General features: G+C 72.9%; 11 protein-coding genes, 1 tRNA gene and 1 pseudogene. 7 read left to right on the forward strand and 6 right to left on the reverse strand.

Features of this window, described 5'->3' with window-relative positions; translation table 11 throughout:
* Positions 1-215: 215 nt before the first annotated feature.
* Genes ACH9EU_RS00050 through ACH9EU_RS00060 form a run of 3 tightly spaced genes read right to left on the reverse strand, consistent with a single transcriptional unit; the run spans position 216 to position 3494 of the window.
* Positions 216-1889, reverse strand: a complete 1674-nt coding sequence (locus ACH9EU_RS00050; RefSeq protein ID WP_396411884.1) for an FAD-linked oxidase C-terminal domain-containing protein — start codon at positions 1887-1889, stop codon at positions 216-218.
* A 37-nt stretch (positions 1890-1926) separates the two neighbouring features.
* On the reverse strand, positions 1927-2709 hold the full coding sequence (locus ACH9EU_RS00055; RefSeq protein ID WP_396411885.1) for a 1-acyl-sn-glycerol-3-phosphate acyltransferase: 783 nt from the start codon (positions 2707-2709) through the stop codon (positions 1927-1929).
* Positions 2706-3494 (reverse strand): SDR family NAD(P)-dependent oxidoreductase, encoded by a 789-nt coding sequence (locus ACH9EU_RS00060; protein WP_396411886.1) that lies wholly within the window; start codon positions 3492-3494, stop codon positions 2706-2708. Before ACH9EU_RS00060 ends, ACH9EU_RS00055 begins: the two co-directional genes overlap by 4 nt.
* A 137-nt stretch (positions 3495-3631) precedes the next feature.
* On the opposite strand from ACH9EU_RS00060, the gene ACH9EU_RS00065 reads away from it, so the two are divergent.
* Together ACH9EU_RS00065 and ACH9EU_RS00070 are read left to right on the forward strand one after the other, a co-directional pair.
* Entirely contained in the window at positions 3632-5890 is a 2259-nt protein-coding gene (locus tag ACH9EU_RS00065) for an HAD-IB family hydrolase (protein WP_396411887.1), read from the forward strand.
* A 46-nt stretch (positions 5891-5936) separates the two neighbouring features.
* Positions 5937-6512: a TetR family transcriptional regulator gene (locus ACH9EU_RS00070; protein WP_396411888.1), complete on the forward strand. Its 576-nt coding sequence runs from the start codon at positions 5937-5939 to the stop codon at positions 6510-6512.
* Positions 6513-6521: 9 nt separating this feature from the next.
* Here ACH9EU_RS00070 and ACH9EU_RS00075 read toward each other — a convergent pair whose 3' ends face one another.
* Positions 6522-7724, reverse strand: coding sequence for a DUF4032 domain-containing protein (locus ACH9EU_RS00075; protein ID WP_396411889.1), 1203 nt, complete (start codon positions 7722-7724; stop codon positions 6522-6524).
* A gap of 175 nt (positions 7725-7899) precedes the next feature.
* Between ACH9EU_RS00075 and ACH9EU_RS00080 the strand changes: the two genes are divergently transcribed.
* The gene (locus tag ACH9EU_RS00080; protein WP_396411890.1) at positions 7900-8721 is read left to right on the forward strand and encodes an SIS domain-containing protein; all 822 of its coding nucleotides are present in this window, start codon (positions 7900-7902) and stop codon (positions 8719-8721) included.
* Here ACH9EU_RS00080 and otsB read toward each other — a convergent pair.
* Positions 8718-9542 (reverse strand): trehalose-phosphatase, encoded by an 825-nt coding sequence (gene otsB / locus ACH9EU_RS00085; protein WP_396411891.1) that lies wholly within the window; start codon positions 9540-9542, stop codon positions 8718-8720. The two genes, ACH9EU_RS00080 and otsB, sit on opposite strands and share 4 nt — an antisense overlap.
* Entirely contained in the window at positions 9542-11122 is a 1581-nt protein-coding gene (locus tag ACH9EU_RS00090) for a trehalose-6-phosphate synthase (protein WP_396411892.1), read from the reverse strand. Before ACH9EU_RS00090 ends, otsB begins: the two co-directional genes overlap by 1 nt.
* Positions 11123-11285: 163 nt before the next feature.
* Between ACH9EU_RS00090 and ACH9EU_RS00095 the strand changes: the two genes are divergently transcribed.
* The 4 genes and pseudogenes from ACH9EU_RS00095 to ACH9EU_RS00110 all read left to right on the forward strand — a co-directional run.
* The gene (locus tag ACH9EU_RS00095; RefSeq protein ID WP_396411893.1) at positions 11286-12155 is read left to right on the forward strand and encodes a thioredoxin domain-containing protein; all 870 of its coding nucleotides are present in this window, start codon (positions 11286-11288) and stop codon (positions 12153-12155) included.
* Positions 12156-12329: 174 nt separating this feature from the next.
* A tRNA-Thr gene (locus tag ACH9EU_RS00100) sits at positions 12330-12406 on the forward strand.
* Positions 12407-12698: 292 nt separating this feature from the next.
* On the forward strand, positions 12699-13334 hold the full coding sequence (locus ACH9EU_RS00105) for a hypothetical protein (protein ID WP_396411894.1): 636 nt from the start codon (positions 12699-12701) through the stop codon (positions 13332-13334).
* Between the two features lie 20 nt (positions 13335-13354).
* Positions 13355-14538 (forward strand): annotated as a pseudogene (locus ACH9EU_RS00110) (hypothetical protein); the annotation flags it as partial.

Here is a 14538-nt window from a genome sequence, read left to right on the forward strand (position 1 = left end):
AGCGCCGATGGTACTGCACCCGGAAGGGTGTGGGAGAGTAGGACACCGCCGGACCACACCCCAAGGGTCGAGCCCCCGCACACACCGTGCGGGGGTTCCCCGCATTCAACACCACCCACCACCACCCACCCCCCCCAGCACCACCCACACCGACAGCACGAAGGCCCCCACCACCCGGTGGGGGCCTTCACCCGTTCCCGGGCCCGGCAGCGGCGTCAGCCCACGATCTTCCCCGGGTTCAGGTGGGCGCCGGGATCCGCCGTGGCGAAGAGTCCCCGCAGCAGCTGCACGCCCTCGGGGGAGACGTCCTGCTCCATCCACGGGCTGTGCTCCGTCCCCACACCGTGGTGGTGGGACAGGGTCCCGCCGGAGTCGACGAAGGCCTGCTGGATGGCGCCCTTGATCACGGCGTACTCCTCGTGCGGGTGCTCGCCGAGCTCGTACCCGAACGTGAAGTAGAGGCAGGCGCCGGAGTGGTAGGAGTGGGACATGTGGGACATGATCCATCCGGTCTTCCCGGTCTGCTGGAAGGCGCGGTCCGCGGCGTCGTAGACGGCCTGGTGCAGTGTGGTGAGCTTCGACCAGGGGGCGGCGGTCTCCGAGACGTCGCCGATGGTGTTCTGCTCCAGCAGGAAGTCTCTCAGGTAGGGCGTGTCGAACTTCTTCTGGTCGTACAGCGCGCCGGGGCCGGAGCCGAGCACCAGGGCCCCGTGCTTCTTCACGATGCCGGCCACCGTCTTCTTCCGGCGGTCCACCTCCGACGTCGACCCCTCGAAGCAGACGTAGGAGATGCACATGGCCGCGGTGTCCCACCCGCGCCGCCGCATGACCTCCCACAGCAGGTTCTGGCCCTTGACTGCGACCTTCTTCCGGAGGGTCGCGGGAGCCTTCTGCGTGGAGAGTGAGAACGCCGTCTCCCGGGCGTCGGAGACGCGGGCGAACGTCGTGCTCACGTCGGAGCGCGAGATGTCGTGCATCGCGGTCAGGGCCTGTTGCCAGGTCGGGAACATGTACGCGATGACCTCGCGACGTTCGGCCAGCCGGTGGACGTGGACGTCGAGCTCGGTGATCACCCCCAGCCGGCCCTCCGAGCCGATGACCATCTCCCGCAGGCTGGGCCCGGTGGAGGTCGACGGCAGCGGCCGCAGGACGACCGTGCCTGCCGGCCGCACGACACGCATGCCTCGCACGATGTCGGCGATGTCCCCGTACTTGTCCGACTGCATGCCGGAGGAACGGGTGGCGGCCCAGCCGCCGAGTGTGGAGTGGGTGAACGAGTCGGGGAAGTGACCCAGCGTCCAGCCACGGGCATTGAGCTGGGCCTCCATGTCCGGCCCGAGGACTCCGGCCTGGATGGTGGCCAGACCGGAGGTCTCGTCGACGGCCAGCACCTGGTTCATGCGCCCCAGGTCCAGGGAGACGATCGTCCGCTCCTCGGCGGGGTCGGGCTGGAGGCTCCGCGAGATGCTCGTGCCCCCGCCGAACGGGATGACCACGAGGTCCTTCTCGACCGCGAGCCGCAGGACACCGGCGACCTCGTCCTCGGAACCGGCGTAGACGACGACGTCCGGCACGCGGGCGAAGTCCCCGGCCCGGGTGAGCAGCAGCTCCGTGACGGACTTGCCGGCCCAGTGCACCACGCGCAGCTCGTCGTCGGTGGTCACGTTGTCGGTCCCGGAGATGCGGGCGAGGGTCTCCAGGACGTCCTGCCCCGCGCGGGAGGACGGGACGGTCACGGTGGAGAAGTCGATGGTGTCACGCTCCCGCGGCCGGAGGTCGACGCCGAGGGCCTTCTTGACGAACGGGGCGAAGGCGGGTTTGTTGGCGTACTCGAAGTGCACGCCCTCCTCGCCCCAGCCCCACCACTTCATGTGCTTCACGTGTGCCATCAGCGCAGTACTCTCCTGGGATCTTCGGGGTGGGGGGTCAGGCGTCGAGGCGGGGGCGGTGCTCGGTGTAGAGGGCGCGCACCGCGGCCTGGATGCGTTCGTTGAACGCCGCCGTCGGTTCCTTCTCGCGCACGTGGAGGGGCTCGCCCACCGCCACGACCACGGGCGGGCGCCCGCGCCGCGGCCAGCGGCTGCCGTGGGGCATGGCCTCGTACGCCCCGATCAGGGCGACGGGGAGCACGGGGACGCCCACGGCCTTGGCGAGGCCCGCGGCCCCGATGGTGAACGGCCCCATCTTGCCCGTGCGGGAGCGGGTGCCCTCCGGGAAGATGAGCAGCGGGACACCCTCCTTGAGCAGCTTCTTGGACAGCCCGCGGTTGGCGCCGGTGCCCTTCCGGTCCACGGGGAAGGCGTTGAAGATGAGCTCGGTGAACATCCGCTTGTGGGGCGCCGTGAAGAAGTAGTCCGCGGCGACGGCGGTCGCCAGGTTCCGGCGCACCCGGGGGGGCACGGAGCCGAGCACGAGCGGGGCGTCGAGGTGGCTCGAGTGGTTGGCGACGACGATGCAGGCACCCTCCAGGGCGTCGGCCGCGGGGTGCGTGACGACGGTGCGGCGGATGGTGCGGTACGCGAGGCCCCTGAGGAAGACCGCCTGGGCGATCCGGCGGGCCAGCCGACGGCCGGGGCTGCGGAAGCGTGCCGGGTCCAGCTCCGCGGAGGCGGCCGGCGGGGCGGGCGGGGCGGGCTCCTGCGGAGAGGGCGTGCCGCCGTCGATGGAGCGCTGGACGGGAACGGGGTCCTGGGGGTCGCGGCGGGTCACGAGCCGCCCGCCCTTTCCTTCTGCCGTGCGGAGGCGACCATGCCGGAGAGCCGTCGCACGGCGGGCCGGGGCAGGTGGCGCAGGATGAACCCCAGGGTGCGGTAGCGCCGGGTGGGCATGGAGATCACCTTGCCACGGGCGACGTCGTCGAGGGCCTCCTGGACGACGCGCTCGGGGGTCAGCCACATGAACGAGGGGATCGAGGAGCCGGTGATCCCGGCCCGCTCGTGGAACTCGGTGCGGACCCAGCCGGGCAGCAGCGCCGTGACGTGGACTCCCGAGCCCGCGAGCTCGACGGCCAGGGCCTCCGTGAAGGCGGTCGCGTAGGCCTTGATCGCGGAGTAGGAGCCCATGGTGATCAGACCGGCGGTGGAGGAGACATTGATGATCCAGCCGGAGCCGCGGGAGGTCATGGCGCGGGCCGCCGCGCACGAGAGCACCAGCACGGCCCGGCACATGACCTCGAACGCGCGGTCGTGGGCGGTGGTGTCCGGGTCCGTGAAACGGGTCTTCACGGAGAACCCGGCGTTGTTGACGAGCACGTCCACGGGGCGCTCGGGGTCCTCGACCCGGGCGGCCACGCGGTCCACGTCCGCGCGGTCGGAGAGGTCGGCGGCCAGGACCTCCACGGGGACCCGGTGCTCGGAGCGCAGCCGGGCCGCCGTCTCCTCGAGGCGTCCGGCGTCGCGTGCCACGAGCACGAGCGCATGTCCTCGGCGGGCCAGGGCCTCGGCGAACGCGGCGCCGATGCCGGACGTCCCCCCGGTCACGAGAGCGGTAAGCATGAGACTTAGGCTACACTACGGTAGCCGTAGCGCAGTCGGGCGCGGCCTCGAGCGGAACGCCGTCGCCGTCCGCTCGCGGGACCCGCCCAAACCCCCCGCGCCGCGGCGGACCAGCTCACCACCCCGGAGGATCACCGTTGACCGACACCCCCACCACGCGCGTCCTGCTGACGGGAGCCACGGGCTTCCTGGGCCAGGCCGTGCTCGAACGGCTCCTGTCCGCCCACGAGGGTGTGCACGTCACCGCTGTCGTCCGGCCCAAGGGCAGCATCACCGGTGAGCAGCGCTTGCGGCAGCTGCTGCGCAAGCCCGTGTTCCGCACGTGGCGGGAGTCCCTGGGCGAGGAGGAGGCCAAGCGTTCCTTCGCCGAGCGCACCGCCGTGCTCGAGGGCGACCTCTCGGCCCTCGCGGAGCTCACGGAGCCCTTCGACGTGGTGATCCACTCCGCGTCCACCGTGTCCTTCGACCCGCCCATCCACGAGGCGTTCAGCAGCAACGTGGGCGGCGCCACCGGGCTCTACGACGCGCTGCTGGCCTCCGGTCAGGACCCGCACGTCGTCCACGTTTCCACGTGCTACGTGGGCGGGATCGCGAAGGGCCTGCGCCCGGAGGCGCCCGTGGACCACGACGTCGACTGGGCGGCCGAGTTCGCGGCGTCCCTGCGGGCCGGCGACGAGGCCGAGATGGCCTCCCGCGCCCCGGAGCGGCTGCAGGCCATCATCGACGAGGCCACGGCCGGCCACGGGAAGCAGGGCCCCAAGTCCGTGGCCCGGGCCGCCGAGGCCGCCCGCCGGGAGTGGGTCCGCACCCGGCTCGTCGACTACGGCCGCACCCGGGCGCAGTCGCTGGGCTGGACCGACGTCTACACCTTCACCAAGGCCCTCGGGGAGCGCGTGGCGGAGCAGAAGTGGGCCGCCTCGGGCCACCGCCTGTCCGTCGTGCGTCCGTCGATCATCGAGTCGGCCCTGCGTCACCCGTACCCCGGGTGGATCGACGGCTACAAGGTGGCCGACCCGCTGATCATGGCCTACGGCAAGGGCGCGCTTCCGGAGTTCCCGGGCCTGCCGGACTCGGTGCTGGACGTCATCCCCGTCGATCTCGTCGTCAACGCGATCGTGGCGCTGGCCGTGGGCGGCCACCGGAAGCCCTCCGGGGAGATCACCCCGCAGGGCGACCCGGCGCCGGAGCCCGGCTACTACCAGGTGTGCTCGGGGGCCTCCAACCCCCTGCCGGTCCACCGGATGTACGAGTACATCCGGGCGTTCTTCCTGGCACATCCGCTCCAGGACGACGAGGGCAACCCGATCCGGGTGCCCGAGTGGAGGTTCCCCGCCAACAACGCGGTGGAGCGCGGGCTGGCGGTCAAGGAGAGGCTCACGGCCGCGGGCGGGAAGCTCACCACGGTGCTCCCGGCGACGACACGGACGCGGGAGTGGGCGAGCTCCCTGCACCGGACGCAGTCCGCCCTGGGCTCCCTGCGGAGCTACATGGACCTGTACCAGGCCTACACGCGCACCGAGATGATCTTCGACGACGCCCGCGTCCGGCAGCTCAACGACTCCCTGCCGGCCGGCACCCCCGAGGACCGCACCTTCGACGTCCGGTCCATCGACTGGGTCGACTACTGGCAGAACGTGCACATGCCGGCCCTGACCGAGATGACCAAGGCCTACGGCCGGCTCCGGTCCGCGTCGAAGCGCCGCAACGCGTCGGCCCGGACCCTCAGGCAGGGCACGGACGTGCTGGCCGTCTTCGACCTCGAGGGCACCGTGCTGGACTCCACGGTCATCCACCAGTACCTCCAGCTGCGCCGACGCACGCTGCGTCTCGCGAAGTGGCCCGCGGAGCTGGCGGACCTCGTCTCGAGCGCCCCGACCTACCTCAAGGCGGAGAAGCGAGACCGCGGGGAGTTCATCCGGGCCTTCATGCGCCGCTACCAGGGGGTGCCCGCCCGCACGGTGCGCGAGCAGGTGGCCGGGCCGCTCGGTCAGGACCTGCGCCGGCTGCTCAAGCCCGGTGCGCTGGACCGCATCGACGAGCACCGCGCCGCCGGCCACCGCACCGTCCTGGTCACCGGTTCGATCGACCTCCTCGTGGATCCCATCGCCCACCTGTTCGACGAGGTCGTCGCCGGCCGGATGGACGAGCGCGACGGGGTGATGACCGGGTACCTCGCCACGCCGCCGCTGGTCGACGAGGCGCGGGCGCAGTGGCTGAAGAAGTACGCGGAGCAGGGCGGCTACGACCTGACCCGCTCCTACGGCTACGGGGACTCCCTCGCGGACGTCAGCTGGCTGCAGCTCGTGGGCCACCCCTACACCGTCAACCCGGACCTGCCCCTGTACCGGCTGGCCAAGAAGAACCACTGGCCCATCGAGGACTGGAAGAAGGCCTGACCCGGCGGACGCGGCAGGGGACGACGCACGGGCGGGAGGGGTGAGCATGGCCGACGAGGACCGGGCCGATCCGAGGACCGTCACCACGGACAAGAAGATCACGGCGGCGGCGCTCGCCCTCCTGCGGGAGGGCGGCCCGCAGAGGGTGACCATCGAGGCGGTCTCGGCCGCGTCCGGCGTCGCCAAGACGTCGATCTACCGCCGCTACGCCAACAGCCTGGAGATGCTGGAGGGGGCGCTCGCGGACGCCGTGGCCACGACGGCACCCGAACGGCCGCCCGGTACCCCCGGCTGGGACGAGGGCCTCGTGGAGGCCCTGAACTTCCTGCTCGACGACATGGGGATCGGCGTGGCGGTGTCCCTGCTCAGCGACCCGGAGTCGGAGACCTCCCGCGTCCTGCGGGCTCACCTGGTCCGGCCCCGCGTGGAGCGGCTCCGGCAGCTCATCGCCGCGGAGACGGCCGCCGGGCGGCTGAGCGAGGAGCTCGACGTCGACGTCGTCCTCGACTTCGTGCTGGGCTCCGCCTACTCCCACGTGGCCCGGTACGGGAGCCTCGGCGAGGACTGGCCCCAGCGCGTGCACCGGACCCTCACGGGGGTGCTGCGGGCGCACCGGCCCTGAGCCCGACGGTCAGAAGATCTCGCGCTCGTCCGGGCGGGAGGCGAGCTGAGAGGCCACGTAGTCCGCGACCGCCGCGGGGGTCGGGACGTCCTTGCCGGCGCGCTCGGACATGAACCAGCGGTGCTCGAGCACCTCGTGCACGATCTCGGCGGGTTCGAGCTTGCGGCGCATCGGCGGGGTCACCGCCTCCATGATCGGGGCGAAGACCTCCCGCATCCACAGCTGCGCCACGAGCTCCTCCGGCAGGCCGGGGTAGAGGTCACGGCCCAGCTGGGTGATGTCGGTGAGCAGCCGCCGCGCCTGGTTCTCGTGCGCCCGGAGGCCGGTGAGCCGCTGGAGGCGCCGGGAGTGGTGGCCCGGCTCCACGACCTGGGGCCGCAGCCGGATCCTGCCGTCGACGGTGTCCATCGACGCCTCCTCGACGTCGAAGCCCAGCTCGTTGAGCCGCCGGACGCGCTCCACCACCCTCCAGCGCTCGTCGAGGCTGAAGGTCTCCTCGACCGTGAGCTCACGCCACAGGAAGCGGTAGGTGGACACGAGCCGGTCGGAGACGTCGAAGGGATCGACCACGTCCGCGAGGTCGTGCCCCTCCTCGGCGGCACCCGCGAGCAGGTCCATGATCTCCCCGGCCACGTTCGTGCGGGCCAGCTCGATGTCGTACTCCCGCTGGCCGCGGGTCAGCTCGGGGTGGATCTCGCCCGTCTCCGCGTCCACCAGGTAGGCGGCGAAGGCCCCCGCGTCCCGGCGGAACAGGGTGTTGGACAGCGAGACGTCGCCCCAGTAGAACCCGGACAGGTGCAGCTGCACGATGAGCGAGGCCAGGGCGTCGACCAGCCGCTCGACCGTGGTCGCGCTGGGGCCGGCGGAGAAGATGGCCCGGTACGGCAGCGAGAAGCTCAGGTGGTCGGTCACGAGGGCCGCCGGCAGCTCCTCGCCGTCGGGCGTGAAGCGGTCGGTGACCACGGAGTCGGGCACGACCGAGGGGATGCCCATCCGCTGCAGGCGCCGCAGGGTCGCGTACTCGTGCCGGGCGTAGTGCGGGACGGTCTCCTTGACCGCGACGATCTTCTCGCCCGCCTTCGCGAAGCGCACGACGTGGCGGGAGATCCCCCGGGGGAGCGCGGCCAGCACCTCGTCGGGCCACTGCTCGAGGGGCAGCTCCCACGGGAGCTCCAGGAGCACGGGGTCGGGGAAGGCGGTCTGGATGGACACGTTCCCGGTCGACCCCCCGGGGGACGGTTCGTCCTGGGGCGCTGGGGGGTGGTGCGGGGTGACGGAACCCTTCATAACGAGCCATGCTAGCAACCCGGCTCCGCTGCCCCGCCGTGACGGCCGGCCGCCGGGCGGGTCCCGCCGGGGCGTCCCGCGGGTGGCTAGGGTGGTGAGCGTGTCGATCGAACAGCGCATCCACGCGCACTACGCCGGGCTGTCGCCGCAGGAGCGGCGGGCGGCCGACCTCATCCTCGACCACATCGACGACCTCGCCCTGTACAGCTCCGCGGAGCTCGCGGAGATGAGCGGCGTCTCGCGTGCGACGCTCTCGCGGCTGTACCGGCACCTGGGCTTCGGGTCCTTCACGGAGCTGCGGGAGACGGCGCGCACGCTGCGCCAGCAGGGCGTGCCGCTCGGGCCCGACGGCGACCCGGAACTGAGCCAGCACCTGGACCAGGAGCTGCGGAACCTGCGCAAGGTCCTGGACCCGGCCGGTGACGACCGGACGGCGCGGGCCGTGTCCGACCTGGCCGGGGCGCGCACCGTCCTCGTGGTCGGCCTGCGCAACAGCCACCCGGTGGCCCTGCACCTCAAACAGCAGCTGCAGCAGGCCCGGGAGGGCGTCAGGCTCGCGCCGCTCCCGGGGCAGACCCTCGGCGAGGAGCTCGTGGACGTGGGCCCGGGGGACGTCGTCGTCCTGCTCGGCTTCCGGCGCCGGCCCAGCGGCTTCGAACGGCTCGTGTCCTTCTGCGCGCAGACCGGCGCCCGGACGCTCCTGATCGCGGACGGCACGGCACGGCGGCACGCCTCGTCCGTGGACCTGTGGATCGAGTGCCCCCTCGGCAGCGTGGGTCCGTTCGACTCCTACGCGGCGGCCATGAGCCTCGTGGCCGTGCTCGCCGACGGCGTGCTGGCCGCCGCGGGCGAGGACGGACGCCGGCGGGTGAGCCGCACCGCGGAGGTCTACGCGGAGCTGGACGAACTGGACCTGCGCTAGCCCCCGGACCGCCCGGACTCCCCGGCCCGCCGGCGCTCGTCGGCGAGTCGGGCCAGCACGGTGGCCAGGTGGGCCGGGGAGGCCACCCGGTGCCCGGCGGTGGTCTCCCCGCCGCCGACCTTGATCCCGACGTCGGCCGGGCCGAGCTCGCGCATCGCGTTCTCGTCCGTCACGTCGTCGCCCGCGAAGAGGGTCACGTCGGCGCCCGTGGCCTGCATGAAGGCCGTGATGCCCTCGCCCTTCGTGGCGGAGTGCACCGAGGACTCGACCACGTACTGGCCGGGGGTGATCTTCAGACCGTCGAGCCGCCCGAACGCCTCGATCATCTCCTCCTCCGCCCGGGCGCACAGGGACGGGTCGTCCATCGTCCGCGTGTGGAAGGCCGCCCCGGTGGGCTTGAGCTCCAGCTTCGAGCCGGGGTACCTCCGGACCTGCCCCTCCACGAGGGCCGTGGCCTTCGCGAGCAGCTCCTGCTGGGCCGGGGACAGCTCCAGCTCGGTGTCCGCCGCGGCGTCCCCGAGCGCGTCGAGGTGCAGCTCGGCTCCGTGCGAGCCGGAGAGCAGCATCCGCCCCTCCGGGTCCACCACCGAGCGCAGGAACCGCATGGGGCGTCCCGAGATGACCGCCACGTACGTGCGGTCCAGCGCCAGCAGGTCCTCCAGCGCGCCCTGCGCCTCGGGCAGCGCCCGGCTGTCGGCGGGGTCGTCCGTGAACGGTGCCAGGGTGCCGTCGAAGTCCAGCGCGACCAGCAGGACGTCGGCGGCGGCGGCCCCGGCGATGGCGTCCTCGAGGCCCGGGTGCCGGTCGTCGTGCGCGTCCATCACAGCTCCTTCCGGCCGGCGGCCGAGCCGGCGGTCGATCCGGCGGCCGCGTCCGCCGTCGTTCCGGTGGTCGTCCCTGGCGTCGTCACTGCCGTCGTCCCCTCGGGCCCTCCCCGGGTGGCCGCGAGGTCGCGCAGGAACGTCTCGGACCAGTCGTTGACGTCATTGCCCAGCACCTGCCGGCGCATCGCCCGCATCCGCTTCTTCGCCTCCGCCGGGGGCATGGACCTGGCCCGGAGCATCGCCTCCTTCAGACCGTCGATGTCGTGGGGATTGATCAGCAGGGCCTTTTTGAGCTGCTCGGCGGCGCCGGTGAACTCCGAGAGCACGAGCACCCCGGAGCCGTCGGTCCTGGCGGCCACGTACTCCTTGGCCACGAGGTTCATCCCGTCCCGCAGCGAGGTCACGAGCATGACGTCGGTGGCCAGGTACAGCGCCACCATCTCCTCGAAGGGGTAGCCGTGGTGCAGGTACCGGATCGCCGTGTGGGAGATGGTGTCGTGCTGGCCGTTGAGGTGCCCCACGAGCCCCTCGACCTTCTCCCGCAGGTGCACGTAGGACTCCACCCGCTCGCGGGAGGGGTTGGCCACCTGCACCAGCACGGAGGGGCCCACCGTGAGTTTCGCTTCCTCGAGCAGCTCCCCGTAGGCCTTGATCCGGTGCAGGATGCCCTTCGTGTAGTCCAGGCGGTCCACGCCCAGGAACACGGTCTCCGGGTCCCCGAGCTCGTGCCGGATCTCCTCGGCCCGTGCCCGGACCTCCGGCCGTGAGGCGATCTCCTCGATCGCCGCGGCGTCGATCGAGATGGGGTAGGAGTGCGCCCGCAGCGTCCAGGCGTCCTCGCCCTCGCCGAAGCGGGCACGGCCCTGGCGGAAGGCCACGCCCAGGAATCGGCGGACGCAGCGCTGGAAGTTCTGGGCGTCCCCGGGACGCTGGAAGCCGATGAGGTCCGCCCCGCTCAGGCCGTCGAGGATGGCCCGCCGCCACGGCAGCTGCCCGAAGATCTCCAGGGGCGGGAACGGGATGTGGTTGAAGAACCCGATCGTCAGGTCCGGGCGGAGCTCCCGCAGCATCCGGGGCACCAGCTGGAGCTGGTAGTCCTGCACCCACACGGTCGCGCCCGGCGCGGCGACCTCCGCCGTCCTGCTGGCGAAGCGCCGGTTGACCCGGCGGTAGACGTTCCACCAGGCGCGGTGGAACTCCGGCGGGGCGATCACGTCGTGGTACAGGGGCCACAGGGTCGCGTTGGAGAAGCCCTCGTAGTATTCCCGGACCTCGTCCGCGGACAGGGGGACGGGTGCCAGGTGGAAGACGTCGTGGTCGAAGCGCTCCAGCTTCTCGTCCGCCGCGCCGTGCCAGCCCACCCAGGCCCCGGCGTTCCGGGCCATGACGGGGGAGAGGGCCGCGACGAGACCTCCGGGTGACGGCCGCCACGAGGCCTCGCCGTGCTCGAGGACACGCTCGACGGGGAGCCTGTTGGAGACGACGACGAAGTCGTAGTCCCCCTCCGGGGCGTCCGGGGCGTCCGGGGCCCCCGGGCCGGCGGGGCCTGGGGCTGCGGGGCTCTGCTCTGCGCTCACGGGGGTGTCCTTCCGCTCGGTCGTCCTCGTCCTGGCCCCAGTCTAATCGTCAGCGTGCTCACGGTTCCGGCCGGGACCGCTGAATGGGTGGCCCCGGCAGGGGTCCGATAACCTGGGCGGCGACACGTCAGCACCCGCCCCCCAGGATCTCCGAAGAGGACCCATGGCATCCAGCAGCACCCCCGCCCCCCGGAACCGCGACGCCGCCCGCGAACGGGCCCGGCAGATCGCCGACCAGCACGCGCGGAAGGAGAAGCGTTCGCGCCGGCTGCTCCAGTTCGGCATCCTCGCCGTCGTCCTCGCCATCGTCGTGGTGATCGGCGTGGTAGTCGCGCAGAACCGTGCCCAGCAGATCCCGGAGGCCGGGCCCGTGCCGGCGAGCGCCAACCAGTGGGGCGGCACCGTGCTCACCGCGGACGGGATCGTGACGGGCGAGTCGGAGGTGCAGGAGCGCGACCTCGACGAGGTCCCCGAGCCGCCGGAGACCCCGGACGAGTCCGCCGTCCCGCCCGGGATCGTCGACCCGGAGGAGGCCGCCGAGTCCGACGACCCCGTGCAGGTCGTGATCTTCCAGGACTTCGAGTGCGTGCACTGCGCCGACTTCGAGACCGAGAACGGTGAGCTCCTCGAGGAGGCCGTGACCTCAGGGGACGTCACCCTCGAGTACCGCAACCTGAACTTCCTCGACCGGGCCACGCCCACGAACTACTCCTCCCGCTCCGCGGCCGCCGCCTACGAGGTGGGCAACCAGGTCTCGACCGAGCAGTACCTCGCCTTCGTCGCGGAGGTCTTCACCCACCAGGGCACGGGCGGGCTGGACGACCAGCAGCTGGCCGAGATCGCCGAGAAGCACGGCGCGGACATCGCGTCCGCTCTCGAGGAGAACACCTGGCGACCGATGGTGAACGTGGTGTCGCAGGAGTCCCTGGCCAACGGCATCACGGGCACCCCCACGGTGTTCATCGACGGGGAGCGGCTGGGCAACGAGGCCTTCCAGGACGCCCTGGAGGAGGCCGTGGAGGTCAACGGGTGACGTCCCCGCGACCGGGCAGGATCCACGGCCCGACGACGGCGCCGCGTCCCTCACGGGGTGCGGCGCCGTCGTGCCGTGGGCGCGGGCCCGGGATTTCGGGGTCCCCGGACCCGTCCGATATCCTGGGAAACCTGCCGCCGGCCCGCAGCCCTGCTCGCGCCCCGGCGGCCGCCCGCCTCCTTAGCTCAGCTGGCCAGAGCACCTGTCTTGTAAACAGGGGGTCACCGGTTCGAATCCGGTAGGGGGCTCCACGTCCTCGTCCCCGTCGCGTCCTTCCCCGCCACCCCCTCCCCGGGCGCGCCCCTGGTTCCACCGCGCCCTGCCCGGGGCCGGCGCCACCGGTGCCGGGCCCGGGAGGTCCGGTCCGGCGGGGGACCACCGGCCCGCGCTGTGACCGCCGCCACACGACGTCATCCTGGTCGCACTAGCAAATGCTCCGTGTAGCCTGACGATCACCGGACCGGCACCTCGCCGCCCCCGCCGGCCGGGGGTCGCGAGGTGCTGGTCCGTCCCCCCCCCAGGTCCGCGGCGAGGAGTGCCCCCATGACTGTCCCGTTCCCCAGGTCGCCCGGCCGGTGCCGCCTGCCCGTCGGCGCGGCCCTGCTGGCCGTCGCCCTCACGGCGTGCGCCGGGGGCGGGGGGCCCGACGCCTCCGCGTCGCCGGAACCCGCCGCCACCACGGCGGGATTCCCGTCCCCGGCGTCGACGACGCACGATGCCGGCGCGCCCTCGGCGAGCACCGCGCCCCCGGGCAACGACGTGGCACCCTACGACGACACCGCCACCCGTGACGCGGCCGCGCAGTTCGGGTCGACGCAGACCGTCTCCGAGTCCCTGGACGCCGTCGTGGAGGGGCCCCGACCCGCGACCACGGGCGATCAGCCCGTCCGGGCCGCGCCCGGAACCCCCGTGCAGGTCTTCACCCTGACCCTCACCAACACGGGCGCGACGCCGGTCGACGCGCTGCCGTGGTCCTTCCCCGTGGCCCTCGCCGGCGGCGAGCCGGCCGTCCCCGTCTTCGACGAGTCCCTGGGTGTGCGGATGGAGACCTTCCCGACCATCGCCCCCGGGGAGTCCGTCTCGCTCGACGCCGCCTTCAGCGCTCCCCACGACGCGGACCTCGCGGTCCGCGTGTTCGACAACACCACCCCCGACCACTACGTCGAGTTCACCGGCTGATCGGACGGCAAGGGACCATGATGAGCATCTCAGCACTGCGCCTCCCAGCCGCGATCGCGGCCTGTCTCGCCGTCGTCCTGGCCGGCGCCCCGGGCGCCTCCGCGGCGCCCGCGAGCCCCGGACCGGACGCTTCGGCCGCCGCGACCGCCTCACCCCCGGCGACGACCACGCGACCGGTCGTGCCGGTCGACGACGACCTCGACCTGGCCGGGACCGACGGGACGGTGCGGATCGACGTCCTGGCCAACGACGGGCTGCCGGACCCCGCCGGGGTGCGGCTGCTGCTCGTCGATCCGGAGGCCACCACCCCCGAGGAGGAGCTCGGCGGGGAGCTCGCGACCGATGTGGGGGTCCTCCGCGTCGTGTCCCCGGACACGGACCCCGCCGAGCTCCCCGAGGACTGGGACGCGCCCGGACACCCCGTTCTCGCCCTGGAGCCGGACGGCGCGGCGGCCGTGACCGAGCCCGTGGCGGTCGGCTACGCCGTGGTCGACCCGTCCGGTACCGAGGTCCGGGCCGTGGTCACGGTGACCCCGGAGCCCGAGGGCACGTCGACCCCCACCGGCCCCGCGGAACCGTCCGAGGACGCGGAGAACTCCACGGCACGCGACGACGCCGACCCGGACGCCGCCACGGACGCCGACCCCTCCGCGGCCCCGGATCCCGAGACCGAGCCCTCCGCCGACCCCGAGCCCTCGACCGATCCCGAGCCCTCCGCCGGCACCGATTCCGCGGCGGCGGCCGCGGAGACGGACCCGAACGCCCACGTGCCCGCCGACGTCCGGGCGGCCCTCGAGGAGGCGGCGGCGCGCGTGGCCGCCCGGTCCGGGGAGCCCACTGCGGCGATGCGCCAGTGGAAGGGGGGCTGGGAGTGGCCGCACGAGAACGGCCCGGTCCTGTGGTCGGAGGCCCACGGTGCGCACTTCGTGCAGCTGCGCGGGGCCATCGGCCAGAAGTGGCTGGCTTCCGGCGGGGTGGACACGCTGGGCTGGCCCGTGGCCGACGAGTCCTGCCTGCTGGTCGGCGGCGGGTGCCAGCAGACCTACTCGAACTCCTCCACGGTCTACTGGACCTCCGCCACCGGTGCCCGGGCGGTCAAGACCAACGGGGCCATCGGGCACAAGTGGGTCCTCGGCGGCCGGGAGGCCGGCCGGTACGGCTACCCGGTCACCGACGAGCGCTGCGGTCTGGTCGGCGGCGGCTG

The sequence above is a fragment of the Kocuria rhizosphaerae genome (assembly GCF_044462265.1).
GTDB lineage: Bacteria > Actinomycetota > Actinomycetes > Actinomycetales > Micrococcaceae > Kocuria > Kocuria rhizosphaerae.

What these genes read in the sequence shown, in the direction of transcription:
- ACH9EU_RS00050 (WP_396411884.1), bottom strand. Translation starts at nt 1,889, where the DNA reads ATGGCACACGTGAAGCACATGAAGTGGTGGGGCTGGGGCGAGGAGGGC.
- ACH9EU_RS00060 (WP_396411886.1), bottom strand. Translation starts at nt 3,494, where the DNA reads ATGCTTACCGCTCTCGTGACCGGGGGGACGTCCGGCATCGGCGCCGCG.
- ACH9EU_RS00070 (WP_396411888.1), top strand. Translation starts at nt 5,937, where the DNA reads ATGGCCGACGAGGACCGGGCCGATCCGAGGACCGTCACCACGGACAAG.
- otsB (WP_396411891.1), bottom strand. Translation starts at nt 9,542, where the DNA reads ATGGACGCGCACGACGACCGGCACCCGGGCCTCGAGGACGCCATCGCC.
- ACH9EU_RS00095 (WP_396411893.1), top strand. Translation starts at nt 11,286, where the DNA reads ATGGCATCCAGCAGCACCCCCGCCCCCCGGAACCGCGACGCCGCCCGC.
- ACH9EU_RS00105 (WP_396411894.1), top strand. Translation starts at nt 12,699, where the DNA reads ATGACTGTCCCGTTCCCCAGGTCGCCCGGCCGGTGCCGCCTGCCCGTC.